This is a genomic window from Herbaspirillum sp. RV1423, from assembly GCF_000577615.1.
Taxonomy (GTDB): domain Bacteria; phylum Pseudomonadota; class Gammaproteobacteria; order Burkholderiales; family Burkholderiaceae_D; genus Herbaspirillum.
On record NZ_CBXX010000013.1, the window covers coordinates 103,116 to 129,756 of the forward strand.

Consider the following 26,641-nt stretch of genomic DNA (forward strand, 5'->3'; position numbering starts at 1 on the left):
GATACGCCCTGAGCGTGTTGCGTGCTTCATCGCACGCTACTTGAATTACTTGGCCTTGGCAGGTGCTGCTGCATCGGTTGCAGGTTTTGCAGCCGGTGCATCGGCGGTCTTCTCAGTCTTTTCCTTCGCGACCTTCTTGGCGTGCTTCACAGTCTTGTGTTTGGCGGCGTGTTCAGCCTTGGGAGCGGCAGTCGCAGCCGCAGGAGTTGCCGGTGCTGCAGCAGGCGTAGCTGGTGTGCCGGTTTGAGCGAACACTGGCAGAGTCAGAGCGGAGAACAGGGCTGCAACGATGATGGATTTCGATTTCATGGCAATTTCCTTAAAGAGAAGTTTTTTCAGTATCGGCGCTAGATTGTTGCGCCTTACTTCCATTAACGAGCCGGAAACCGAAGCGACGACATCAGAGTGTTTCAAAAGATGCCATATTTGTAAGTGACTGTTGCAGCCGTTCTGCTTCGTTTCTAGGAAAACGGCCAGCCGCGTGAACCGAACAGGCCTACCAGGCCGATGACGATCAGGTACAGCGCGATGATGAAATTGAGCAGGCGCGGCATCACCAGGATCAGAATGCCGGCAATCAAAGCCACCAGCGGGCCGAAAGACAGATGGATGTTCATGTGGCGCTCCTTGCAGGTTGATCTTGATCGGAACAGCTATCTCCTATCAGACGGTGTTCGCATGGCGGAGTTCAGCGTATGGCGCCGGTTGTCCTTGGAATTCATTTCGTCAATAGGCGCTCACGCCCATTGATGAAATGAGTTCTATAATGCTGATCCGATTTACCTGCAGAAAGTGACGGCATGGCTTTTCAATCCTGGTTTGCTTTTTTTCTGGCGGCTTGCCTGATCGCGATTTCTCCCGGTTCGGGAGCAGTCTTGTCAATGAGTCATGGCCTGAACTATGGCGTGCGCCGCACCAGCGCTACCATCCTTGGCCTGGAGATCGCGCTCGTGCTGATTCTGGTCATTGCCGGCGCCGGCGTGGGGTCGCTGCTGGTGGCGTCCGAAGCGGCTTTCAACACGATCAAAATTCTCGGCGCGGCGTATCTGATTTATCTCGGCTGGTCGCAATGGCGCGCGCCGGTGCACATCGACGATAAAGAGGTTGCGCGTCCTGTCGCTGCAACGGCATGGTGGCAACGCACGGTGACCGGCTTCCTGACCAATGCCACCAATCCGAAAGGCATCGTGTTCATGGTCGCGGTTTTACCGCAATTCATCAATCACGACAGGCCGCTGTGGCTGCAATTGCTGCTCATGGCAATCACCATGGTGACGGTGGATCTGGTCGTGATGCATGGCTATGCGTTTGCAGCCAGCCGCATGCAGCGATTTTTCCGAGATGCGAAGGCGGTGAAGATGCAGAACCGTTTTTTCGGCGGCGTGCTGATGTTGGTCGGCGCGGGCTTGTTCTTCTTCAAGCGCAGTCAGGCATGATGTCTTTTTAGTAATATTGTGCACGCAAAAAAGCCCGCATCGGATTTCATGTGCGGGCTTTTTGCTGTGCGCCGCAGTGTGGCGGCTTATTTCGCTTACCTGACTTTTACTTGTCTTTCTTCAGGCATTCCTTCATGAAGGCTTTGCGTTCGTCGCCTTTCTTGCCCTTGGCGTCGGCGTTGCAGGTCTTCATCTTTTCTTGCTGCGTTGCAGGGGCGGCCGGCATCGCTGGTTTATTGGAGAGGCATTCTTTCATGAAGGCCTTGCGTTCATCGCCTTTCTTGCCGGTGGCATCCTTGTTACAGGAGGTCATTTTGCTTTGCTGGGTGTTCTGCGCCATGGCGGCGGGGCTGAGCAAGACGGGAGCGATGAGGGCGATGGCGGCGAGCAGCTTTTTCATGGTTTTCTCCATTCAGGGATGACGTGGGTTGTGCGATTGGGATATCGTGGCCTGCGCTTGAGGCATTACAGCATGAATCTGTAGTGCCTGCCAATGAACGTTTGCCAAACCGCCCGCGTTGACAGCGCAGCGCCTGCAGGCCCTGGTTCAACGAGGACAGGAGATATCGCCTTCCGGGCATGCCGACAGCGCCTTGAGCTCCCTGGTGCGTTCCTGTGTCTTTTCCGTCAGGCAGGATTGCAGCGCTATGCTGTGCGCCGAGCCGCCGACGCTGGCGGAACTGGCATACTTGCAGGACAGGTCACGATATTTGATCCACGCCAGTTGTACGTCGCGAATCTCGTTCTGCCGGGCTTTGCCGAGGCGGTTGCGGTAATCGACGTAAGTCTGGTTCAATTCGGCGTCAGCCTTGTTGAGCGCCTGGGCGGCGCATTCGTTCATGTCGTTTTGCGTCTGGGCCTGATTGCAATCGAGCGCGTAGCTGGCAAGACTGAAGGCGGACAGCGATAACAGAGTGGCAATGCGCCACGGGAATAAATTCATTTCTTTCCTCAACTTTGACTAGGTGCAAGTGTCTACCGGTGGCAGCAACGAGGCAATACCAAAGGCAGGGATTAGAAGAGCCGGATCATATTGAGTTCAATGACATGGAGTAATGAATGGCTATTAACTGGATTGCCGCATTCAAACTGATACCGTGGTCGGATGTCGTGCAGGCCACGCCGACCGTGGTGCGCGGCGCCAAGGATCTGTGGGCGCGCACCAAGAAAGCCAAATCGGTCACCCGGGAGGACGCCGGCATCATCGAAGCCGACAGCAACGCAGAGCTTACGCAGCGCATTACCCAATTGGAAAGCGAACAACTGGAAGCCTCCGCGCTGATCAACACGCTGGCCGAGCAGAATGCGCAACTGGTGGCGGCGCTGGATAACCTGCGCACGCGTCTCAAGATGCTGTTCGCGGCATGCGTGCTGCTGACGCTGGGAGGACTGGCGCTCTGGCTGCGCTGACGGTTGCGTTGACACCTGATCGCGCCGGATGCGCTATTCTGTCGATCAAATCATTCAGTGATTCAGTGCCAGTCTTGCGGCGCCGCTGACCATCCATCATTTTTCCTGTCTGGGCCTGCATGTTTTCTTTATCGTTGCGTATGACGCGCCGTGACTGGCGCGCCGGGGAGTTGCGTTTTTTGCTGATCGCGCTGATTGTCGCGGTGGCCGCGCTGTCTTCGGTCGGCTTCTTCGTCGATCGCATGCGCGCTGGCCTGGTGCGCGATGCGCATCAGTTGCTTGGCGCCGATTTGCTGGTCGGCGCCGACCAGCCGCTCAATGCCGGCTGGCTGGACCAGGCGCGCCAGGCGAATCTGGCGATGGCGCAGACGGTGGTATTCCCGAGCATGGCGATTGCCGGCGAGGGAGCGGCAGGGCGGTCCATCCTGTCATCGATCAAGGCGGTCACCAGCGCCTATCCCTTGCGCGGCCAGTTGACGCTGGCCAATCCTGCCGGCGGCGCCGACCGGATTGCCGACGGCGTGCCGCAGCCAGGTACGGTATGGGTCGATCCGAACATTCTGTCGGCCTTGCAGGTCAAGCTCGGCGACGTCGTCAAACTGGGCGACAAGACATTCCGTATTGCCGGCGTGATCGCGGTCGAGCCGGACCGCGGCAGCGCCTTCGTCAATTTCGCACCGCGCGTGATGCTGGCAATGGATGACCTGGCTGCTACCGGCCTGGTGCAATACGGCTCGCGCGTCACGTATCGCTTGCTGCTCGCAGGCGCGCCTGAGCGGATCAAGACCTACCAGCAATGGCTGCAGAAGACCATCGACGACGGCAACGTCAAGGGCGTGCGCATCGAGTCGCTTGAATCGGGACGGCCGGAAATGCGCGCCACGCTCGACCGCGCCGAGCAATTCCTGTCGCTGGTCGGCCTGCTGTCGGCCTTGCTGGCGGCGGTCGCCGTGGCGATGGCCGCGCGCCGTTTCATGCTGCGCCACCTGGACGCCTGTGCCATGCTGCGCTGTTTCGGCATGACGCAAAACCAGGTCACGGTGATGTACCTGCAGGAATTCGTTGTGATCGGCCTCGCCGGCAGCGGGCTTGGCGTATTGCTCGGCTTTGCAGCCCATTTTGCATTGATCGAGTGGCTCGGCCGCTTCATGCCGACCGCGTTGCCGGCGGCGAGCTGGTGGCCGGCGTTGCAGGGCATCGCCATCGGTTTGCTGTTGCTGGTCGGGTTCGCCTTGCCGCCGTTGTTGCAGTTGCGCAATGTGCCGCACAACCGCGTGATCCGGCGCGAGTCGTCTGCACCCAAGGCGATGAGCATCGCCGCCTATGTATTGGGCATGATCGTGTTTGCCGGATTGCTGCTATGGCAGGCCGGCGACATCAAGCTGGGCGCCATGACGGCCGCAGGGTTCCTTGGCGGCTTTGCGCTGTTTGCATTGGTCGCCTGGGCTTGCCTCAAGAGCGTGCAATCCTTGCGCGGCCTGTTCGACAACCAGAGCTGGCGCTTCGCCATCGATGGCTTGCAGCGCCGGCCCGGTGCGACCACGATGCAGATCGTGGCGCTCGGCCTCGGCCTGATGGCCCTGCTGTTGCTGACCGTGATCCGCGGCGACCTGATCGGCGCCTGGCGCCAGGCCACACCGGCGGATGCGCCGAATCGCTTCGTCATCAACATCCAGCCCGACCAAAAAGACGTGGTCGAACAAAAACTGACGCAGGAAGGCTTGCAGCAAGTACGGCTGTTCCCGATGATCCGCGGCCGGCTGGTGCAGATCAACGGCAAGCCGGTGACCAACGATACGTATCAGGAAGACCGCGCCAAACGCCTGGTCGACCGCGAATTCAACCTTTCAACCATGCGCGACGTGCCGGCGCAGAACACCATCGTCGGCGGCAAATGGTATGACGACAGCCGTCCCGAAGCTTCGGTGGAAGAGGGGCTGGCCAAGACGCTCGGACTCAAGCTGGGCGACCGGTTGCAATTCGATATCGCCGGTCAACTGATCAGCGTGCCGGTCACCAGCATTCGCAAGCTGGAATGGGGCTCGCTGCGCGTCAATTTCTTCGTCATCATCAATCCGGCGGCGATGAAGGACATGCCGCAGACCTGGATCACGGCATTCCATTTGCCGGACGCCAAGGCCGGTCTCGGCAATGTGCTCACGCGCGATTTTCCGAACCTGACCGTGGTCGACATCGGCAGCGTGCTCAAGCAGATCCAGGATATCGTCGATCAGGTGATTGCCGCAGTGGAATTCCTGTTCCTGTTCACGCTGACGGCGGGCGTACTGGTGTTGTATGCCGCGCTGGTCGGCACCCAGGATGAGCGCGTGCGCGAGGCGGGTTTGCTGCGCGCGCTCGGCGCCACGCGGCGGGAGTTGGCAAAGGCGCAACGCATCGAAGTCATGCTGATCGGCAGCGTGGCCGGCTTGCTGGCGGCGAGCGGCGCCGCTGGCATCGGCTGGGCGCTGGCGCATTATGTGTTCGACTTCGAATGGCGTTTCAGTCCGTGGCTGTGGCTGTCCGGCGCCGCGATCGGCATTCTGTGCGCCGTATTCGGCGGCTGGGCCGGCTTGCGCGACGTGCTGTCGAAGCCGCCGTTGCAGACGCTGCGAGAGGCATAAGCACGCTGAAGCGGGTATCATCTCGGTCTATGCAAATCGAAGAACTCAATCAACCGACTGTCTACGACATGATCGGCGGCGCGGAAAAGCTGCGCGCAATGGTGGATCGTTTCTACGACCTGATGGACCTCGAGCCGGAGTTCGCTGGCCTCCGGGCGCTGCATCCGGCGTCGCTCGACGGTTCGCGCGACAAGACCTACTGGTTCCTCTCCGGCTGGAGCGGCGGTCCCAACCTGTACATCGAACGCTTCGGCCATCCTTTCCTGCGTGCGCGCCATCTACCGTTTCCCATCGGCATCTCCGAGCGCGACCAATGGCTGCGTTGCATGGCCTGGGCGATGGAAGACACCGGCCTCGATGAAGCCTTGCGCACACGGCTGATGCAGTCGTTTTTCCAGACCGCCGATTGGTTAGTAAACCAGAAATAGTTGGTTGGGAAAACCCCCTGAGCTTTCTTCTCGACATCTTGGCGGCTATTAGAACGCATCTCACGCCTATTGATGAAATGAGTTCTAGACTGTACGGCATGGTCAGAGAAGACCGAAAGCTAATGTTGCGCGATGGCGCGCATGGACTGGCGGACAGCATTTGAACGGATATTCCACCCATTCAGCCAACCACGATGCTTGACTGGATCGCAGTTCGCTATGACGGCCTTATGCCGCCACTTCCGGTCGCAGTCCTGTCGGCCCGTTCAGTGTCATTGAACTGTCATTTTTGACGAATACAATCCGCGTTCATTCCGCGTGGTATCCACGTGTCCCGATTTCTTCAACTGGTCGCACTTTATTCGAACCATGACAGCTAGTTCGGCATTGGTCGGTGTGCTTACACTGGCAGGGTGCCTGGTAAGTACAGGCATTTCCGCGACGCAGGCAGTGGTTCAATCGGTATTGCCAGGGCAGGGTGAAACGGATGAAGCCGAACTGTTTTCTTTCAACATCGCATCTATTCCGTTGTCCCTGGCATTGCAACAATACGCAAGTCTCACGCACTATCCCACATTGTTTCGCAGCGAGCTGGTCGCCAATCGGACGTCGACGGCGATTCAAGGCGACTATGCCGCCGAGGACGCGCTACACGTCATCCTCACGGGAACCGGGCTGATTGCCGAAGAATTCAATTCAGGCGCCTCGCGCGCTTTCATTTTGAAGCTTGCGTCCGACAATCTGGTAGTGAAAGGCGAACAGCGCTGGGTGCTGTATTCGAGGCTTTTGCAAAAGCGTATTTGGCAGACGCTGTGCAGCAGTCCGAGGACGGCACCCGGACAATATCGCACCTTGTTGCGTTTCCGCGTGGACGCCATCGGGAAGATCCAGCAGTCGGTCCTGCTGACTTCTACCGGCGATAAGGGACGGGACAAGGCTGTCCTCGACGTATTGCGGCAATTGCAAATGAACCCGGCGCCACCTGTCGATATGCCGCAGCCGCTGACCATGCTGATCGTGCCGAACGATGCAGAGGCAAGCATGCGTTGCGACGAGAGCAATCAAGACCGCAATCAGGATGGACGGCAATGAGCGAGCAAGCGACTTCAAGCTTGGTCGATTATCTGATCAGACACTATGGCAGTCTCAAATCGCGTCTGTCGCGCATGTTGGGCAGTAGCGATCTTGCCGGCGACGCGCTGCAGGACGCCTGGTTGCGCCTGCAGAGCAAGGAAGAGGAAGAAACGATACAAAATCCCGCCGGCTATCTGCTGCGCATGACCGTCAACATCGCGATCGATATCCAACGGCGGCAGTCGCGCTCGGTGTCGCTGGACGAGGTCAACGAAGTCATCGAGCTGGCCGATCCGGCGCCCGGCACAGAGCATATCGTGCAAGCCCGTTCGGAAGTCGAGGCCGTGCTGCGCCATATCGAGCGCCTGCCCAAACGCCAGCAGGACGTGATTTATATGGTGCATTGGGATGGGATGGAGCAAAAGGAAGTGGCCCGGCGTCTGGATATTTCTCTGCGGACGGTCGAGTCGGATCTGAAAAAAGCGCATGACTTCCTGATCGCCCAGAGAAAAAATGAGTAAAAATGTGCGGTTACCCCCTACCGTCGTTCGTCATAGAATCAGGAGGCGACCACGAAAGAACGTTTCCATTTACGATAACAGTCGGCAACTGCAAGCCGGCAGACATCCCACAGCATGAAGACACATTCGAACAACAAGATATCTCCGGAGGCCAAGCTTGAAGAACAAGCCTGGGTCTGGTTGCGCTTGCTCCATTCGGGCGATGTCAGGCAATGGGATCTCGACGGATTCAAACGCTGGGTGCGCACCAGCCCGCAACATCATGCGGCATTCAGTGCTGCGCGACGTCATTGGGAGCTGGTCAAGTCGGCATCGAGCGCGATGGCGCCTGTCGACGTTGCGAACTTGGGAAGGGCCGCCGGTTCACAAAATATCCCTCTTCTTGTCAAGCCGACACGCCGTCTGTTCATGGGCGCAGCGGTAACTGCCGCAGCCGTTGCCGCCGTGGCGGTGGTGCATCCGCCGTTCGGCTTGTGGGCAGCACCTGGCGAATGGAGCGCGGATGATCGCACTGTCATCGGCGAACAGCGCTCGTTTGAGCTCAACGACGGTATACACCTTACGCTCAACACGCAAACCAGTATTCGCCGTCAGGTCGTCGCCGATCGGATTGCGGGCATCGAATTGCTGGGTGGTGAAGCCGCGGTCGATCTGAAGACGACAGGCCGGGTATTTTCCGTCAGTGCGAGCGTGGGGAAAAGCACGTCGAGCGAAGGGCGCTTCGAGGTGCGCTATGTCGACGACAAAATTTGCGTCACTTGCCTTGCCGGCACGGTTTCCGTCAGCCATCCAGCGGGCGAGCGTACATTGACTGCGCGTCAGCAAACGGTCTATGACCGTCACGCGCTCAGCGGCATCGCCGCGATCGAGCCGCAACTGGTATCGGCCTGGCGTCATGGGGAACTCAGGTTCAACGAAGTTGCGCTGGGGAGGGTCATCGATGAGATCAATCGTTATCGTCCGGGCAAGGTCGTTCTCATGAATGCCGCCGTGCGCGATAAGCCTGTGAGCGGCAGCTTCTACATCGCGTCGCTGGATCTCGCGCTGTCGCAATTGCAGCGTTCGTTCGACCTGCAAGCCACTTCGTTGCCGGGCGGTTTGTATGTGCTGAGTTAGCTGCGGCGTTGGCTGCGGAGTTAATTGCCAGCCCTGTTTTATGACAAAAAAATGACATCGCACTGGTGTCATTTTTTTTGCGGGTTTTTGTGCGCTAAGTGTGAAATGAGTTCTAAATAATCTGCGGGTCGATTGCCTGTCGTTCGTCTTGACGTATCGGGAGCAGGACGCAGACGTGTAGAGGTTTGTTTGCCGAAGGCTTGATAGGTATGGCGTACGCAGAAAAAAGATAAGCGATACGGCATTGACTCATTCAAAGGCGGGAAATTACATGGACAAAGGCGGTCGCAGCGTAGGCAGTCATCGGGCAATTACCCATTGCTCAATCAGGCGCAAAGAATCGGGCGTTTTCAGAGCTGCGCCGTTGGCGCATGCGGTAGCGCTTATTCTGGCGACAGGAGCCTGGCACAGCGCCCATGCGCAGCAAGCGTTCAGCAGCGCCTGGTTTGCGGCCAAGGGAGCTGCGCAAAGCAGTGCGGCAGCTACGGGATATCTGCCCAACGGCATGCCGGCGTCATCGCTGACCAATCCGGCCCAGCAAAAGCAGCAGGCCAACCAGCAGCTACAGACTTCCCTCAATAATCTCGCCATCATGGCGCGCGGCATTGCCGCCCAGCAGGCGGCGCAAGCCGCGGCACGTCTTGCTGCCACGAATGGAGCGGGGGTGCCCGACGGCCTGACCGACGGCGGCCTCAAGGTCGATACCGACAGCCTCACCAAAGGCTGGCTCAACGCCAATGCGCCAACACAGACGACTGTCGACGGCAAGACCGTGGTGGCGATTCAGCAGACTGCCGACAAGGCGATCCTGAACTGGGAGACGTTCAACATCGGCAAGAACACGATCCTGAGTTTCCTGCAGCAGCCGAGCTGGGCGGTGCTCAACCGTATCAACGATCCGCTGGCGCGCCCGAGTCAGATCCAGGGCCAGATCAAGGGCGATGGCACGGTAATGATCGTCAACCGCAACGGCGTTATTTTCAGCGGCAGCAGCCAAGTCGATACGCGCAATCTGGTCGCTGCCGCAGCGGCCATCAGCGACAGTCAGTTCACCGCCAGCGGTCTTTACGGCGCCAACGGCACCACACCCAGCTTCACCGATGCCAACGGCAAATTGATCGTCGAAGCTGGGGCGCGGATCAGCACCGCGCCAGCGGCCTCGGTTACGCAAGGCGGGGGCTATGTGCTGCTGCTGGGCAGCGAGGTGAGTAACGCCGGCACCATCAGTACGCCCAAGGGGCAGGCGGCACTGGCCGCCGGCGACAGCTTCATCATCCGCAAGGGCTACGGCACCGATGCTAATGCAATGTCGACCACGCGCGGCAATGAAATATCGCCGCAATTCATCAACGGCAGCACGGCCGGCAAGGTCGTCAACACAGGCTTGCTGACCTCGCCGGAGGGAGACGTAACCCTGGCCGGCCGCGACGTGCAGCAAAACGGTGTGGCTATTGCCACGACGACCGTCAACACGCGCGGCACCATCCACTTGCTTAATTCGGCCAGCGATGCGCAAGGCAGCGTCACGCTGGGAAGCGGTTCTTATACGGCGGTACTGATTGATGACGATGGCACGACGACTGCCTTGAACAGTCAGCGCGACGCGCTCATTGCCGATTCGGCGAAGCAGGATGCGCTGCGCGCAAGCGCATCGTCGGGCGTCTTCGACAATCTTTCCAAGCTCTCAGACCGGCGCGACCAGTCGCGTGTGGAAATCGTCAGCGGCGGCAACATCAATTTTGCAGACGGTTCTCTGACGCTGGCCAGCGGCGGGCAGATCGCCGCCAGCGCGACCAAGCGCGCCTTTGCCGCGAGCGGTTCGACGCTGGACGTCTCAGGTGCGGTAGGTGTATCGCTGCCGATGTCGTCGAACGGTTTGCTGGTGAACATCCAGGGCAATGAATTGCGCGATGCGCCGGTCGCGCGCGATAGCGGAACGCTTAGCAGCAGCAACGTCTGGATCGACACCAGCCGGCTGATCTATGTGCCGGCCGGCACCGGCGGCTACGCCTCGGACCGCTGGTACACAGCGGGCGGACTGCTCGAAGTCGGCGGTTACCTCGCCAACCAGGGACATCGCGTCGGTGAATGGGCGGCGCAAGGTGGCGCACTGACGCTGGGCGGGGCCGAAGTGATCACGCAGACCGGTTCCGCCATCAATATCTCCGGCGGCACCGTGAACGTGCAGACCGGCTACGTCAATGTCAGTTGGCTCAAAGGCAGCGACGGCCAGCTCTATCGCGTCGACACGGCACCGGCCAATCTGAGTTTCGACGGCGTCTACAAAGGTTTCGAATCGGCCCATGCGCGATGGGGCAACAACACCACCGAGTACTACTACAATCCGCTGATCGGCCCGCAGCACCTTCTCCAAAACGGTTATACCTCCGGGCGCGATGCCGGCAGTCTGCAGATCAATGCCTCCACCGCGGTGCTCGAAGGCGATGTCATGGCCGCTGTCTACAACGGACCGAACCAGACCGTCGTCCGGATCACAGGCGCGACCGACGGCTACAAGCTCGGACAGACCACCGCCGCGCTGGCCGGTTCGCTGGTGCTGGGCCAGTACAGCGGCGTCGGCCGCACCGGCACGTATGCCAGCGATGTGCTGATCGGCGATATCGGCGATGTGAGCACGGCAATGGCGGCGGGCGATGTGCTGGATGCAACGCGCCTGAATACCGTATGGCTGAACGCGGCTCGTCTGAACGGCGACCAGTTAGGCGCAGTGGACATGGTCACAAGCGGCCAGATCACGGTCAGGCAGCCGCTGCAGTTGGCTAACGGCGGACGCCTGAGCCTGGTCGCGCCTGTGGTGGACATCGAGGGCGACCTGACCGCACGTGGCGGCACGGTCAAGGTGTCGAACCTGTTCCTGCCGGATGGCCAGCTCTATCCGATTGCCTTGACCACGGCGGATAATTCGGCGCGACTTACACTGGCTACGGGCAAGACCATCGATGTGCGCGGGCTGTGGGTCAATACGCGCATGAGCCAGGAAGACACGCCGCAACTGGCGTATCTGAACGGCGGCAACGTCATCCTGGATTCGACGGGCGATCTGACTGTCGCCGCAGGCAGCGTCATCGACGTGTCGTCCGGCGGCGCGATGCTGGCTACCGGCAAGACCCGTGGCGGCACCGGCGGCAACGTGACGCTGATCGCCGGCGACTCTGCGGGCAACGTCGGCCACAGCCTTGGTACGCTGATGCTGGATGGCACTATTAAAGCCTATGGCGTCAACGGCGGCGGCAAGCTGACCCTTTCCACGCCCGACAGTATTTTGATCGGCAGCAACGCGGCGCTGGCCGGCGGCGAACTGGCCGCCGGCACGGCGGCGGCAGTGGCGGTGAAGCTGGCGCAACCGCTCACCATCGCCGTAGGACAGCCGCTGCCGATCGAACTGGTGCAGCGCTATACCTCGCTGCTGTATGACGTGCCGGTGCAGGTCGACGTCAAGATCGACGGCCTGCCTGTGGGCGCAACGTTGCGCGACTGGGTCATTCCGCCCGGGATAGAGCCGGCAGTGCGAAGCAGCAACGGCTTTCTGGTCTACTATTCCGCTGGCTCGGTTTTGCCTGCGGGGTCGGTCGTCGCCAATTTTAGCGGGGCGGGCGACACGATTCGCGCCGGCACGGTGATTCCTTCAGGCGTCTTCCCCAACGGCATTCCTGTCAAGCCGTTCCAGTATGTCTTCGCAGCGGGATCGGTGCAGGCTGCCGACATGACTTACCCGGTCGGCTTCATCCTGCCTACCGGTACGGTGTTGCCGCAGACAGTGGCGGTGACGCCGGTGCCGATGTTCAATGCGGGGACGTCGGGCAACAACAGTTCTTTTTTCAGCGCCGGTTTTTCCAGCTATGACCTCAATGGCGGCCAGGGCGTGCGCGTGGACAACGGCGTGACGATCAATCCGGTCATGCCGGTCTATCGCTTCAGCACCGGCAGCGTCAATGCCGCTTCGGGCAGCGATCCGGCCGTGGCCATGGAACTGTGGACTCCCCCGCTGTTCGCCGAACATCCGCAAGGCGCCACGCTGATGCAGCGCGGCGGCGTCAGCCTGGCGCTGCGCTCCACATCGACGTCGATCGACGGCAATCCGTCCGGCGCCGCCGTGGTCGTCGCGCCCCATGCGTCGGTCATCGTCGATCCGGGGCAGAGCATCACGCTCGATGCCTTCGGTCAGATCACGGTCGACGGCAGCCTGACGGCGCGCGGCGGCAGCATCAGCCTGATCAATGAAGCCAACCCGGCGACTGCACCCAATTTCGATGCGTCCGGCGTCAATCAAGGCGTTTCCATCTGGATCGGCGAAGCCGGCCGACTCGATGTGTCCGGCCTGGGTTATGCCGCCACCGATATACTCGGACGCACCTACGGCACATTGCGCGATGGCGGCGCCATCAAACTGAGCGGCAACACGTCTTTCTTGGTGCTGCGACCCGGCGCCGAACTCAATGCCGACGGCGCGGCCCTGGCGGTCGATGCAAGCACCGTTCCCGGCCAGTCCGCCGGTGCAGTCGGCAGCATGACGCGTGTTTCCAACGGCGGCTCGATCGCCCTGAGTTCGCTCAGCGGCCTGGTGCTCGACGGCAATCTGCACGCCGTCTCGGGCGGCTCGGGCGCCTCCGGCGGCGACCTGAACATCGCGCTCGTCACACCGATCTATCCGGATCTGGAGGCGCGCTTTCCCAGCAGCGTGGTGGTGCCCAGCGTCATGACGGTGAGCCAGTCGCGTCCTGCCGCGTGGAGTGGATCGGACCCTGCTTCGGCCGCCTCGCTGCCCTTCGGCCAGGCGGCGGTCAGCGTCGACATGGTCAGACAGGGCGGGTTCAGTTCGCTGTCCTTGTCGTCGGGCGACTTCATGATTTTTTCAAGCGACGTTTCCTTGTCGCTGGACAGGAGCCTGAGTCTCAATGCCGGCGCTTTCACTTCCGGCCCTCGCATCGCCGGCGGCAGCGACCCGGCCGCCTCGCCCGGACGCAGCAATGTGCGCCTGGCGGCACCCTATATGTCGTTGAGCGGCACGCCGGTGATCATCCCCGACGGCAACCGCAGCGGCAGCATCGGCAATCCGGGCGCTGCCGAATCGCCGACCACAGCCACCTTCGAGGCGGACGCCAGACTGATCGATGTGCAGGGCTCCGTCGTTTTCTCGGCGGACACCAGCTATTACGATTCATCGATCTATGCCTTCGTGCGTACGCCCGCGCCGGGTTTTCGCACCGTCCGCCTAGTCAGCCAGGGCGATATCCGCTTCCTGCCGACGCCAGGCCAGCAACGCGGCACGACCCTGATCACTTCATGGGATATGGACCTGGAAGCGGCGCAGATTTATCCGGCCACCAATGCCGTGGCCAACATCGTGGCCGGGCAGAGAAACAGCGCCTATGAGGCCACGCTGACCATCGGTCGCACCACCGCTACGCTGCCCGACGTGCCTTTGTCGGTGTTCGGTTCGCTGTACTTGAGCGCGCCAGTGATCGAGCAGGGCGGCATTGTGCGCGCACCGTTGGGCCAGATACTGATGGCGCCGACGGCGGCGGCGGTGCCGGGTATGGAGGTTGATCCCGTTCGTATCGAACTGTTGCCCGGCAGCCTGACTTCGGTCTCGATGGCCGGCCTGCAGATTCCGTATGGCGGCACCGTTGACGGCGTGAGCTATACCTACAACGGTGCGGCCATCACACCGCTCGCCGCCGGCGGCATCATAAGCGGCGGCAGCGGCTTGAGCGCGGGCGTCAAGTTGCAGGGGCAGAGCGTCGCGGTCGACAGCGGCGCCGTGATCGACCTGTCGGGCGGCGGCCAGGTGCTGGGGGCCGGTTTCGTTTCCGGCCGCGGCGGCTCGGTCGACATCCTGAACACACCGCTGGTCAACGCCAATCCCACTGCCACTAACAGCAAGACTGGCGACAAGGTCTACGCCATTGTGCCGGGCTATGCCTCGGCCTACGCGCCGGTCGCGCCGGACAAGGGGGCGGGCGACCCGGCAGTGGGCCAGCAGATCACCATCGGCGCTGGCGTGCCGGGCTTGCCGGCGGGGACGTATACCCTGTTGCCGTCGACTTATGCGTTGCTGCCGGGCGCTTATCGCGTAGAGATCGGCGCCACCGGCGTCAACGTACCCAACAGCGCTGCGGCCATCGGCAACGGCAGCTATCTGGTGTCGGGTTATACCGGCATTGCCAACACCTCCATCGTCAGTCAGTTGCCCTCGACGGTGCTGGTCACGTCCGGTACGGCGGTGCGCCGTTATTCGCAATACAACGAGCAGGGCTACAGCGATTTTTTCCAGGCACAGGCGGCGCAGTTCGGCAGTACGCCGGCCTTGTTGCCGAGCGACGGCAAGGCGCTGCTGATCAACCTGATCAATCCGGCCAATCCGGGCGCCGGTTCCGACTTGCGTTTCGATGGCACGGCGCTGTTCCAGGCCGCTGCCGGCGGTGTGGCCGGGCAGGCCGTGGTGACCAACGTGGGCGAAATCACCACCGGCGCGCGGACGGCCGGTTTTGCGAACTCTTCGGTGAGCGCCGACGACCTCAGCGCTATCGGCGCGCCGCGCCTGAACATCAACGGCTATGCCATTTCGAACAATGGCCTGTTCACGTTCCAGTCGCCCTATTCGGCGGGTAGCCTGTATGTGCGCGACGGCGTCATGCTCAAAGCCGGCGAAATCTACCTGGTGGGCGGCGACATCGTGGTCGGCAACGACGTCACCTTGAGCACCATCGGCCAGGGCGCCGTGCCGTATGATTCTGCGTCCACCGGAATGGGCTACTCGGCCGGCATCAACACGGTGTTGGGCCTGTCGAACGGTTCGGTGCAATTCGTCGGTTCGGCCAACAGCACCGGCTCGATCAGCATCGGCGCGAATTCCCGGCTGTATGCCGAAGGCACGCTGGCGCTGGCCACCAATGGCGCCTCCGGCATTGATTCCACGGCGCGCTTCGGTGCGCGTAATATCGTCCTGGCGGCGGGCACCCTTAATATCGGCGACGCCGGCCAAGTGGCGGCGAGCGGCTCCAGCGGACTCTTGTTCAATCAGGCAGTCCTTAACACCTTGCTGCAAGGCGATGCCGTGCAGGGCGTGCCGACGTTGCGGCAACTCACCTTGAGCGCGGCCAACTCGATCAACCTGTTCGGCTCCAACGGCCTCGACACCCGCGGCACCGGGGTCGACATTGCGCTGAATTCGCCTGCGATTTATGGCTATGGCGGCGGCGCCGACCGCGCCGTCATTGCTGCCGACCACATCAGTTGGAGCGTCGTGAGCGGCGCCAATCCGCCGGCCGTGAATGCCAACGGTCCCGGAACCGGCCTGGGCGCTCTGGAGCTGGTGGCAAGGGAAATCGACCTGGGCCAGTTCGTCTCACTGGACAACACCAAGGTCAATCGCACCATCTACGGTTTCAACGACGTCAACTTCACGGCCAGCGAGCGCATCGTCTCGGCCGGCAATGGCAGCCTGTATGTATATCAGGCACCCAGCAGCCAGAGCGGCGCGGTATTCGGTCAGAGCGGCAGCGGCGGCAATCTGACGCTGAGCACGCCCTTGCTGACCGGTACCCAGAAGTCGATCATGGCTTACACGGCCGGTGGCGCCCTGAATGTGGTTGCGCCTGCAGGCGCAACACCCAGCACTGCGACCAGCACCATCGCCGGCGCCGAGATCGATCTGAACGGCGACAGCGTTTCCATCGGCAGCACTATCTTGCTACCCAGCGGCAAGCTGGCAGTCAACGCCACCCATGACATCAGTCTCAACAGTGGCAACCGTATCGACCTCGCCGGCCAAGCGTCGCAGATCCAGAACGCGACCATCTACGGTTTCGGCGGTACGGCGATCTTCAATAGCGCGCAGGGGAGCTTCACCCAGGCCGCAGGCGCAACGATAGACGTGTCGGCGCTTAACGCCAATGCCGGTTCGATTACCGTTGATGCGCGCAATGGTGTCGTGAGCTTGAATGGGGCCCTGCAGGGACGGGTTAATGCCGGTTACCTCAGCGGCGACTTCAGCGCCAGTGCAGCAAGCTTTGCCGACTTCGCAGGCTTGAATGCGTTGCTGACCCAGGGCGGTTTCTTCGATGCGCGCAGTTTCGACCAAAGAACCGGGGACTTGGTGATCGGCGATGGCGTCAAGGCGCATCAGGTCAATATCTCGGTTGACGGCGGCGGCCTGACCGTTAACGGCACCATTGATGCCTCGGGCACGGCGCCGGGGACGATTCGTCTGTCGGCCGGCAACGGTCTGACGCTGGCGTCGACTGCCGTGCTCGACGCACACGGTACGCGCTTGCAGACGGACAGCTATGGCCAGGCCATCGAAGCCAAGAACCGCGGACATGTGGAATTGACTGCCGCCGCCGGCACGCTGACGCTGTCGCCGGGCGCGACCATCGATCTGAGCACGCCGGGCGGCGCCAGTTTTGGCGACGTGGTGTTGAATGCGCAGCGCACCGCCGAAACCTCGGGCGACATCGCCGTCGATGCCCGCGGTCCGCTGACCATTCGCGGCGTCAACAGCATCGCGCTCAATGCGTTCTGGACTTATGATCTGGCCGCCGGCACCGTCATCACGCAGGGTTCGCTCGACACTTACGACACGGCCAGCACCAGCTTCATCAATGCCGCGCTGGGCAATACGGCATTGGGGGCGCGCACGGCAGGGCTGTCGGCCTACGACAGCGCCTACCATCTGCGTCCGGGCGTGCAGATTACCTCAAGCGGCGATCTGTCGACCTCGGGCGATATCGATCTGGCGAAGTATCGCTACGGCCCCAATGCCAATCGCGATCCGGCGTCGGCCGCCTACGGCGCGGGCGAGCCGATGGCGCTGGTGGTGCGGGCCGGCGGCAACTTGACTGTCACGGGCAGTATTTCGGATGGCTTCCGGGCTAGCCAGGCCGGTGCACCGACTTATTTAGCCGTCACCGTATCGATGCTTTCAACCGATACTGCTCACTTCGGCATGCAAGGGACTTCGTTTTGGAAACTGCAGCCAGGCAATGTCGTGGCGGTAAGCAATCCGGCGGGGTGGACCGTCCCAACTTTGCTTAATGGCGCTCCCTTGCCTGTTCCCTTCCGGCCGATGGGAGTCAACGGCACAATGTATGCATCGGGCAGTGTCATTCCCTACGGCACGCAGTTGACGCGCCTGCTTATACCCGTTGGCAAAGAGGCCGATGTCGTCGGCATGTCACTCCAGACAGATCCCGGCACGCCTGCCGCGCCCGCGACTTCGGCACGGGCAAGCATGTTGGCAGCCGGTTCAATGGCGGCGTTCATTCGCCTGGCAGCGGGCGCCGATTTGTTGGCGGCAGACCAACGCATGCTGCAAACGGCGCAGGCGCTTAACGATAGCGGCAATCTCACGCTCAACGACGCGGCATACAACGGCTCGCTTGCCGGAACGTTCTTCAGCGTACTGCGCACTGGCACCGGCGGCCTGGATCTCCTGGCCGCCGGCAGTTTCAGCGAAGCCACGCCGTACGGCGTCTATACTGCCGGCACGCAATCGGCGCCGATCTTGGCCGCCGACGGCAGCAATCCGTATAACCTTGTCGGCACGGTTACTGGCGGCTTGGTGCAAGCCTGGTATCCAGAGCATGGTGGCGATGTGCTGCTCATGGCGCAGCAGGACGTGAGCGGCAACATCCAGATCGCCGACAACTCGCTACGTTACGTCGCAAGTGATCTGACGTCGAACTGGTTGTCGCGGCAGGCCGGAAGTGGGATCAGCCCGGACCCGACGGCATGGTGGATCAACTTCGGTGCACTGGCAAAGACTTACGCCTATGCGAGCGGCCCCGGCCTGATTGGTTTCCAAGGCATCGGGACGATGGGCGGCGGTAACCTGACCGTAATCGCAGGCCGTAATGCGGGTGTGATGACCAGCGCCGGCAATACGACGTCAACCGGCCTGGACCTGGCTGTCGCATCCACCGGTCGCGTGTTGGCGGACGGCACGCTGGTGCAGACCGGCGGCGGCGATCTGACCCTGAAGGTAGGCGGCGTGCTCAATGGCCGTACCGCCGTTGGCGCGAGCAACTATGCGCCGGACTATTACGGCACCGTCACCGGCTTGCGCGGCAATATCGATATCGCCTCCGGCGCCATCGGTGTCATCGCGCAGGCCAATTCGGGACTGTATTGGAAGTCCTACGATCCCCGCAGCCTGGATGCGGCCACCATCAAGCGCTCCATGCAGACTCCGGGACCGACCGTGACGCCGGGCGACGGCGCCGTCACGGTCGCCACGCGCGGCGACCTGGTGTTCGGCGGCGCCGGCGATGCCGGGATGGGCCCAAGTTCAGATGTCAAGGGCATGTATTACACGATGCGCGACGCCAATGGCATGCCGACCGTGATTGCCCAAGGCGCCAATACTCAATTCACCCTGTGGACGCCGTCGACGGCGATCCAGCTCTACTCGGCAGGGGGGGATGCCACACCGATGACGGGCGCCACGCCCGGCAGCCTGGGTTTCTATCCGGGCAGCCTGAGCGTGGTTGCGGCCAATGGCAATATCCGCGTCACCGAAACCTCTTCAGCCGGCGGATTGGCGCCGGTCATCGAATTGATTCCATCGCCCATCGGACAGTTGCAGTTGCTGGCGGCCGGGACGATTTATGGATCGGGCGCAACAGTATCGATGTCGGGCGCCGACATGGCCAGCCTGGCGACGCCATTGCGGCCCTATTTCATGGCTGGCAACCGTTCCAATGCCGCTGCCAACGGCGCCATCCGCGACACCGCCTATAATCCGCTCGCCTTCGGCGAGGATACGGTCACCGGATCCCTGCACGCGCAGGGATCCGGGCCGGCCCTGGTGTATGCGGGAATCGATATCGATGACTTGAGCATCGGTCGGGCGATCGGTGTCAATCGTACTCCGAGCTCGGGTTTCAAGCCCACCACGTCGACCTGGTACGTGGCCGCCAAGCCGTTCGAAGTGATCGCCGGACGCGACATCGTCGGCACCGGCGCCTTGCCCAGCGTGTTCCTGAACCTCGGCGCCAGCGACATCACTCTGTTGCAGGCCGGTCGCGACATTCTTTATCAGTCGGTTAATATTGTCGGTCCGGGTTTGTTGCAGATGCAGGCCGGCCGCAATTTCTACCAGGGCTATTATGGCTCGCTCAACAGCGTCGGCGATATCGTGCATCCCTCCAATACCAGCGGCGGCGCCGATATCTCGGTGCTGGCGGGCGTGGGCGCCAATGGTCCGGATTATGCCGGCTTCGCCAGACTGTATTTCGATGCAGCCAAGCAAATGTCCGGCGGCACGGCGCTGGCCGACAGCGGTAAGGTCGTCCATGCCTACAACCAGGAACTGGTGAGCTGGCTGCAGGAACGCTTCGGCTACACCGGCACGGCCGGCGATGCGCTGGCGTATTTCCTGGCATTGCCGACGGCGCAGCAAGGCGTGTTCGTGCGTCAGGTTTATTTCAAGGAACTGCTGTTGGGCGGGCGCGAATACAACGACCCGGCCAGCCCGCGCCATGGCAGCTATCTGCGTGGGCGCGTAGCCATCGCGACCCTGTTCCCGGCCACCGGTTACAACGGTGCCATCACCATGTTCAGCAGCGTCACGGGCTCTAATACGATTAATGGCGTGACCACGCCGGTGACCAGCGACGCCAGCGTGCGCACCAACTTCGGCGGTAGCATCCAGATGCTCAATCCGGGCGGGCGCACGCTGGTAGGCGTGGAAGGCGTCACGCCGGGGGCCAGCGCGGGCGTGGTGACGCAAGGCCAGGGCGATATCCAGCTCTACAGCAAGGACAGCATCCTCCTGGGCCTGTCGCGCATCATGACCACCTTTGGCGGCAACATCCAGGCTTGGTCGTCTAACGGCGACATCAACGCCGGCCGCGGCGCCAAGACGACAGTGTTGTACACGCCGCCAAAGCGCGTCTATGACAACGTAGGCGATGTCACACTGTCGCCGCAGGTACCGTCCAGCGGTGCCGGCATCGCAACGCTGGCGCCGATTCCGGAAGTGCCTGCCGGGGACATCGATCTGATCGCGCCGTTGGGCACGATCGATGCCGGCGAGGCCGGTATCCGGGTATCTGGCAATGTCAATCTGGCGGCGCTGCAAGTGGTGAACGCGGCCAATATCCAGGTGCAGGGTAAGGCGGTAGGGATTCCGATGATCGCGGCGGTGAATGTCGGCGCGCTGACCAATGCCAGCGCGGCGGCAAGTTCTGCGGCGACGGCGGCGCAGGAGTCGGTGCAGCGTGCCCGCAATGAAGCGCGTCAGGCACTGCCGTCGATCTTCACGGTGCGCGTGCTGGGCTTCGGCAACGACACGCCGGTACAAATGCCTTCATCGGGATCGGCACCTGCGCAGTCTTCCGGTGCAGCGTCGCGCGGCGATCAGGACATGCGTCTTCCGGTGCAGGTGATGGCGCCGGGCCTCGTCAGCGAGCAGCAAAGATCCAGACTGACGGGAGAAGAAAAACGTTTGCTAGGGTTGTAACCGGTACTGAAATTCGTCGAGTCTTCGTAAGGCCTGTCGGAGGCGTTGTCCGGTCCCGCTCCTCCGACGGTTTTCCTCCGATGTCACGGATATGTCATTTTCGACAGGTATAGTCTCGCCTCTCAGTCTGTGGTTTCCGCGTTGACTTTACTCCAACCGCTTGCACTTTATTCGAACTATGACAGGTAGCCCGGCATCGGTCAGTGTGCTCGCGCTGGCAGGGTGCTTGGCTGGTGCAAGTCTCATGTTTGCAGTACGGCCTGCCTTCGCGCAAGCCGCGAAAGCGCTGGGCGAATCTCTGCAAACCGGTTCTTCCGCAGCGATGGCGACTGCGACTGAAACAGTCGGAAAATCCCCGTCTTTCGAATTCAATATTCCTGCTCAATCCCTCGCCGCGGCATTGGATCGCTATGCCGTCATCACCGGCAGTCCCGTGCTTTTTTCCAGCAAGCTGGCCGCCGGCCGCAACGCGTCCGCCGTCAACGGCCGGCATGAAGCCGGTGCGGCGCTGGCGATGCTGTTGCAGGGAACCGGGCTCGGCGTGGAGCCGTTGCATGAAGGCGGCCTCGATACTTTTGTGCTGAAACCGTTGCCTGCGCAGGACGCTGCTGCTATCGCGGCTGCCGGCAGTCCGGGCGGGCATGCCGTTTCCGAAGACTACGACGCGCTGGTGCAGAGCCGCGTGTGGGAAGCGTTTTGCGGCAACGCGCAGACGGCGCCGGGCAGTTATCGGGGACTGTTGCGGTTTCGTGTCGACGAGCAAGGACATGTGCGCCAGCCGCGCCTGCTTAGCTCGACCGGCGACAAGCGTCGCGACGCGATGCTCACCGACGCGCTCGGTAAAGTCAGCGTCGGCCGGCCGCCACCGTCCGGGCTGATGCAGCCGCTGACGATGCTGATGCTGCCGCAGGGGCAGATAGCGGGCCGCTCTTGTCCTCCGGAGGCGCACTGACATGTCCGAAGACGTACGCGCCACGCTGCTCACGCATCTCACCAGCCGCTATGCCGATCTCAAACGGCGGCTCACGCGCGTGCTCGGCAGCGACGATCTGGCCGGCGACGCCCTGCAAGACACCTGGTTGCGCCTGCAACGTCTCGAAGGCCAGAGTCCGATTCTCAATCCGCACGCTTTTTTGTTGCGCATGGCGGCCAATATCGCCGTCGACAACCGGCGCAGCCAGAGCAGGGCATTGCCGCCGGGTGAGATCGATGAATTGCTGGAGTTGTCCGATGGCGCTCCCGGTCCGGAGCAGACTGCCGAAGCGCGCTCCGAAGCGCAGGCATTGGTGCGGACCCTGGAACGCATGCCGCCGCGCCGCCGCGAGATCCTGATTATGGTGCGCTGGGAAGGCATGCCGCAAAAGGAAGTCGCCCGGCAGCTCGGGATTTCGCTGCGCACCGTGGAACACGAGCTCAAGCGCGCGCACGATTTCTGCGCGGCTCGGCTGGATCAAAAAAATTAATTGCGGATTTTCATGTCGACAAACGTCTTTATCAATACCGAGCCGAAATTACCGACGTCACATGAGCGCCGGCATTGCCGCCTGCCATGGAAAGCCTGACTGTGAAGACTGCCCCCGACGACCGTTCCGACCTGCCTGACGTGCTTGCGCAAGAAGCACGGGCCTGGTTGCGCCGTCTTACTTCGGGCGATGTCACCGAGTGGGACGCGCAGGCTTTCAAGCGCTGGAAGCAGAGCAACCCGGCGCATCAACAAGCTTTCAACGACGCCAAACGTCAATGGAAAGCCATGGGGCCGGCCATCGGCAAGCTGCTGCAGAGCAACCGCGATGCAGCGGCATTGCACGAGCGCAGCATGCATTCCCGGCGGCAGGCCGGCCGCCGCCTGTTCCTGCGCGTTGCTGCCGGCGGTGCGGCTGCCGCCGTCGGCGTGGCCGTTGTGCATCCTCCCTGGCAACTCTGGCCGTCGCTCAATGAATGGCAGGCCGATGCGCGCACCGCCAAAGGGGAGCAGCGCAACCTAGTGTTGGGCGACCGCATCAACGTCACCTTGAATACGCAAACCAGCGTGCGCAGGGAAATGCTCAACGGCGAAACCAGCGGGATCGATCTGATCACCGGTGAAGCCGCCATCGATATGCGCGGTAGTAGTGCGGCGTTCAACGTCGTCGCAGGCGTCGGCCGCAGCATCGCCCGGGAAGGACAATTCGAAGTGCGCAATCTGGATGGAAGGGTTTGCGTGACCTGCGTGCAAGGAGCGGTACGCGTCGAACATCCGAGCGGTGCAGTCGACCTGAAGTCGCGCCAGCAGACCATCTACGATGCCGATGCGCTCGGTCGCGTCGCCGCTGTCGACGTGGCAAGCATGTCGGCATGGCGCAAAGGCGAACTGGTATTCCGCCAGACGCCGCTTGAGCAAGTGATTGACGAGATCAACCGCTATCGTCCGGGCCGCGTCGTGTTGGCGGCGAGTTCTATGCGCGAGAGCGCGGTGAGCGGCCGCTTTTCGATCGTGGCGCTCGATGGCGCGTTGTTGCAATTACAGCATTCCTTCGATCTGAATGCACGCCGCTTGCCGGGCGGCGTGCTGGTGTTGAGCTGAAAAGTTGAGGCAACATTGCATGCCGACGCGTGAGTAAAAATAGTTGGGGGATTTCAGAATCGGTTGTCGTCCTTGTAGAGACAGGTTGCGACGCAGCAGAGATGCCGCATAACGCAACCGGCAAACTTTATCGGACACAGCCGGCCGTTTGGGTGGATGGCTGGTCGGGGAACGATTCAGCTATCTACGGGACTCAACATGAATACACGCAGTCGCAGCGCGCACGCTCGTATCAAGAAGCACAACAATAAACGATGCTTCCATCCGGCACCGCTTGCGCATGCGGTGGCGCTCATTCTGGCGACGGGAGCCTGGCACAGCGTCCATGCGCAGCAAGCATTCAGCAGTGCGTGGTTCGCGGCCAAGGGAGCGGCGCAAAGCAGTGCGGCAGCGACCGGTTATCTGCCCAATGGCATGCCTGCGTCCTCCTTGACCAATCCGGCCCAGCAACAGCAGCAGGCCAATCAGAAACTGCAGACGTCGCTCAATAATCTCTCCATCGTCGCGCGCGCCATTGCCGCGCAACAGTCGGCACAGCAAGCGGCGCGGCTGGCCGCGATGAATGGCGCCGGCGTGCCCGACGGCCTGGCCGACGGCGGTCTGAAGATTGACACCGACAGCCTCACCAAAGGCTGGCTCAACGCCAATGCGCCCACACAAACCACGGCAGACGGCAAGACCACGGTCGCGATCCAGCAGACGGCCGACAAGGCGATCCTGAACTGGGAAACACTCAACGTCGGCAAGAACACGCTGCTGCGTTTTTACCAGAACGCCAACTGGGCGGTGCTGAACCGCATCAACGATCCGCTGGCGCGACCGAGCCAGATACAAGGTCAGATCCAGGGCGACGGCACGGTGATGATCGTCAACCGCAACGGCATCATCTTCAGCGGCGGCAGCCAGATCAACACCCGCAGCCTGGTCGCCTCGACCGCCGGCATCACCGACGCACAGTTCCGCGACAAAGGCATCTATTACGACGCCACCGGCACGCAGCCCAGTTTCACCAATGCCCTGGGCAAGATCGAGGTGCAAGCCGGCGCGCAGTTGTCGACATCAGCATCGACCTCGGCCACGCAAAGCGGCGGCTACGTGCTGCTCATGGGCAGCGAAGTGAACAATGCCGGCCAGATCAATACGCCGGGCGGCCAGGCCACGCTGGCAGCAGGCGACAATTTCTATATCCGCAAAGGCGCCAGCACCGACGGCAACGCCACCTCGACCACGCGCGGCAACGAAGTCTCGGCACAATTGAACGTCGGCAGCGCCAGCAGCGGCAAGGCAAGCAACACCGGCCTGATCACTGCCGCCACCGGCGACATCACCCTGACCGGCCACGCGGTGGAGCAAGCCGGTGTCGCCGTCAGCACCACCTCGGTCGGCACGCGCGGCACCATTCACCTGCTCAACCGCGCAAGCGATGCGACAGGCAGCGTCACGCTGGCCGAAGGCAGCACCACGGCGATTGTGCTCGACCAAAGCGCAGCGACCGCGCTGGACAGCCAACGCGACGCCGCCAGCAAGAATCTGGATGGCATCAAGACCACCAACAACATCACCGCCAACTTCGACAACCTGAGCAGCGTTGCCGATCGTGGCGACTTGTCGCGCGTAGAAATCGTCAGCGGCAATACCGTGGAATTCAAAGATACGTCCACCACGCTGGCCACCGGCGGCCAGATTGCCGTGTCAGCCAAACAGCGCAGCCTGGTCGGCAACGGCGCCGTGCTCGATGTGGCCGGCGCGGTAGGGGTGAGCGTAGCGATGGAAGCCAACAATCTCTCCATCAACGTGCAAGGCAACGAATTGCGCGACGCCTCGATCAACCGCGACAGCGGCCTGCTCAGCAGCAGCAACGTCTGGATCGACCGTCGCTCGCTGGTGCTGGTGCCGGCCGGCACCAACGGCTACGCCACCGACCGCTGGTACACCGCCGGCGGTTTATTGGAAGTGAGCGGCTATCTGGCCACCGGCGGCCATAGCGTCGGCGAATGGATGGCCCTGGGCGGCACGGTGACGTTCACCGGCAAAGACGTCGTCACGCAGGCGCGCTCGAACATCAACCTGTCGGGCGGCACGCTCAATGTGCAGACCGGCTACCTGAATCAGAGCTGGCTCAAGGGTGCCGATGGCAACCTCTATGAAGTGTCCAAAGCGCCGGGCGATCTCTTGTACAACGGTCTGTACAAAGGTTACGAACTTGAGCATGCGCGCTGGGGCAAGAACGCGACCGAATATTTTTACAATCCGTTGATCGGACCGCAGCGACGTCTGGAAAGCGGTTACACCGTCGGCCGCGACGCCGGCCGGCTGGTCATTGCCACCGATTCCGCAGTGTTGGAAGGGCAGTTGACGACCGAGGTGTTCCAGGGCGGCCGGCAAACGCAGGCGGCGCAGGCCGGTCTGGACGGCTATTATCAATCGCAGAATGCGGCGGCGCGACGCGGACAACTGATCATCGGTCAGTACTTGCCGGTCTATGACGCCACCGCCGGCATGCTGCGCTACGGCCTGACGCCGAAGGTGAACCAGGTCACGCTGGCGGACCAGGTGGCGGCGATTGCCGACAGCCTCAATCTGAACGCTGCATTGCCGGCGGATCGCCTGGGCAATGTGCTGCTCGACAGCGGCAGCCTCAACAGCTTCGCTCTGGGCGGCCTGGTCGTCGGCGCCAAGGACGGCATCAGCGTCAACGGTGCGGTGCAGATGGCCAACGGCGGCAACATCACCTTGTATGCGCCTCAGGTCAATGTCAATGCCGATGTCATTGCGCATGGCGGCAGCATCAATCTCGGCAATACCCTGTTGCAGATGAGCGGCAACGGCCGCTATGAAGACACCAGCCAGATTGCGGCAGCCGGCAAGGGAACGGTCGTCAATGTGGCGGCAGGCGTAAAGCTGGATGCCTCCGGCATGTGGAGCAATCTGCAGGTGAATCCGGATGACATCAGCGGCATGCCGGCGATGAACGGCGGCACGGTGTCG

16 protein-coding genes are annotated in these 26,641 nt (G+C 61.9%); 12 read left to right on the forward strand and 4 right to left on the reverse strand.

The window, feature by feature from the left end:
• Positions 1–45: 45 nt before the first annotated feature.
• On the reverse strand, positions 46–414 hold the full coding sequence (locus RV1423_RS14335; RefSeq protein WP_373419962.1) for a hypothetical protein: 369 nt from the start codon (positions 412–414) through the stop codon (positions 46–48).
• A 47-nt stretch (positions 415–461) separates the two neighbouring features.
• Positions 462–617: a DUF3096 domain-containing protein gene (locus RV1423_RS29075; protein WP_081768828.1), complete on the reverse strand. Its 156-nt coding sequence runs from the start codon at positions 615–617 to the stop codon at positions 462–464.
• Between the two features lie 183 nt (positions 618–800).
• On the opposite strand from RV1423_RS29075, the gene RV1423_RS14340 reads away from it, so the two are divergent.
• A complete protein-coding gene (locus RV1423_RS14340) occupies positions 801–1,436 on the forward strand; it encodes a LysE family transporter (RefSeq protein ID WP_034297764.1) in 636 nt (211 codons plus the stop codon).
• A gap of 106 nt (positions 1,437–1,542) precedes the next feature.
• Here RV1423_RS14340 and RV1423_RS14345 read toward each other — a convergent pair whose 3' ends face one another.
• On the reverse strand, positions 1,543–1,836 hold the full coding sequence (locus tag RV1423_RS14345) for a PsiF family protein (RefSeq protein ID WP_034297767.1): 294 nt from the start codon (positions 1,834–1,836) through the stop codon (positions 1,543–1,545).
• A gap of 147 nt (positions 1,837–1,983) precedes the next feature.
• Positions 1,984–2,379 carry a lysozyme inhibitor LprI family protein gene (locus RV1423_RS14350; protein WP_034297769.1) on the reverse strand — a complete coding sequence of 132 codons (396 nt, stop codon included), beginning with the start codon at positions 2,377–2,379 and terminating at the stop codon, positions 1,984–1,986.
• Positions 2,380–2,495: 116 nt separating this feature from the next.
• Here RV1423_RS14350 and RV1423_RS14355 point away from each other — a divergent pair, with 116 nt between their 5' ends.
• From RV1423_RS14355 to RV1423_RS14405, 11 genes are all read left to right on the forward strand, one after another.
• Entirely contained in the window at positions 2,496–2,846 is a 351-nt protein-coding gene (locus RV1423_RS14355; protein ID WP_034297772.1) for a hypothetical protein, read from the forward strand.
• 119 nt (positions 2,847–2,965) lie between these two features.
• On the forward strand, positions 2,966–5,467 hold the full coding sequence (locus tag RV1423_RS14360; protein WP_034297774.1) for an ABC transporter permease: 2,502 nt from the start codon (positions 2,966–2,968) through the stop codon (positions 5,465–5,467).
• 29 nt (positions 5,468–5,496) lie between these two features.
• On the forward strand, positions 5,497–5,895 hold the full coding sequence (locus RV1423_RS14365) for a group II truncated hemoglobin (protein WP_034297775.1): 399 nt from the start codon (positions 5,497–5,499) through the stop codon (positions 5,893–5,895).
• Between the two features lie 369 nt (positions 5,896–6,264).
• Complete coding sequence (locus RV1423_RS14370; protein WP_081768829.1) at positions 6,265–6,987, forward strand: TonB family protein; 723 nt, start codon at positions 6,265–6,267, stop codon at positions 6,985–6,987.
• On the forward strand, positions 6,984–7,490 hold the full coding sequence (locus RV1423_RS14375) for an RNA polymerase sigma factor (RefSeq protein WP_034297777.1): 507 nt from the start codon (positions 6,984–6,986) through the stop codon (positions 7,488–7,490). Before RV1423_RS14370 ends, RV1423_RS14375 begins: the two co-directional genes overlap by 4 nt.
• A 114-nt stretch (positions 7,491–7,604) precedes the next feature.
• Entirely contained in the window at positions 7,605–8,606 is a 1,002-nt protein-coding gene (locus RV1423_RS14380) for a FecR domain-containing protein (RefSeq protein WP_051516688.1), read from the forward strand.
• Between the two features lie 271 nt (positions 8,607–8,877).
• Positions 8,878–21,090 (forward strand): filamentous haemagglutinin family protein, encoded by a 12,213-nt coding sequence (locus RV1423_RS14385; protein ID WP_081768830.1) that lies wholly within the window; start codon positions 8,878–8,880, stop codon positions 21,088–21,090.
• A 244-nt stretch (positions 21,091–21,334) separates the two neighbouring features.
• Positions 21,335–22,042 carry an STN domain-containing protein gene (locus tag RV1423_RS14390; RefSeq protein WP_051516690.1) on the forward strand — a complete coding sequence of 236 codons (708 nt, stop codon included), beginning with the start codon at positions 21,335–21,337 and terminating at the stop codon, positions 22,040–22,042.
• Position 22,043: 1 nt separating this feature from the next.
• A complete protein-coding gene (locus RV1423_RS14395) occupies positions 22,044–22,553 on the forward strand; it encodes an RNA polymerase sigma factor (protein WP_034297778.1) in 510 nt (169 codons plus the stop codon).
• Between the two features lie 86 nt (positions 22,554–22,639).
• The gene (locus RV1423_RS14400; RefSeq protein WP_034297779.1) at positions 22,640–23,653 is read left to right on the forward strand and encodes a FecR domain-containing protein; all 1,014 of its coding nucleotides are present in this window, start codon (positions 22,640–22,642) and stop codon (positions 23,651–23,653) included.
• A gap of 198 nt (positions 23,654–23,851) precedes the next feature.
• The coding region (locus RV1423_RS14405) for a filamentous hemagglutinin N-terminal domain-containing protein (protein WP_155835108.1) at positions 23,852–26,641 on the forward strand (2,790 nt) is incomplete at its 3' end.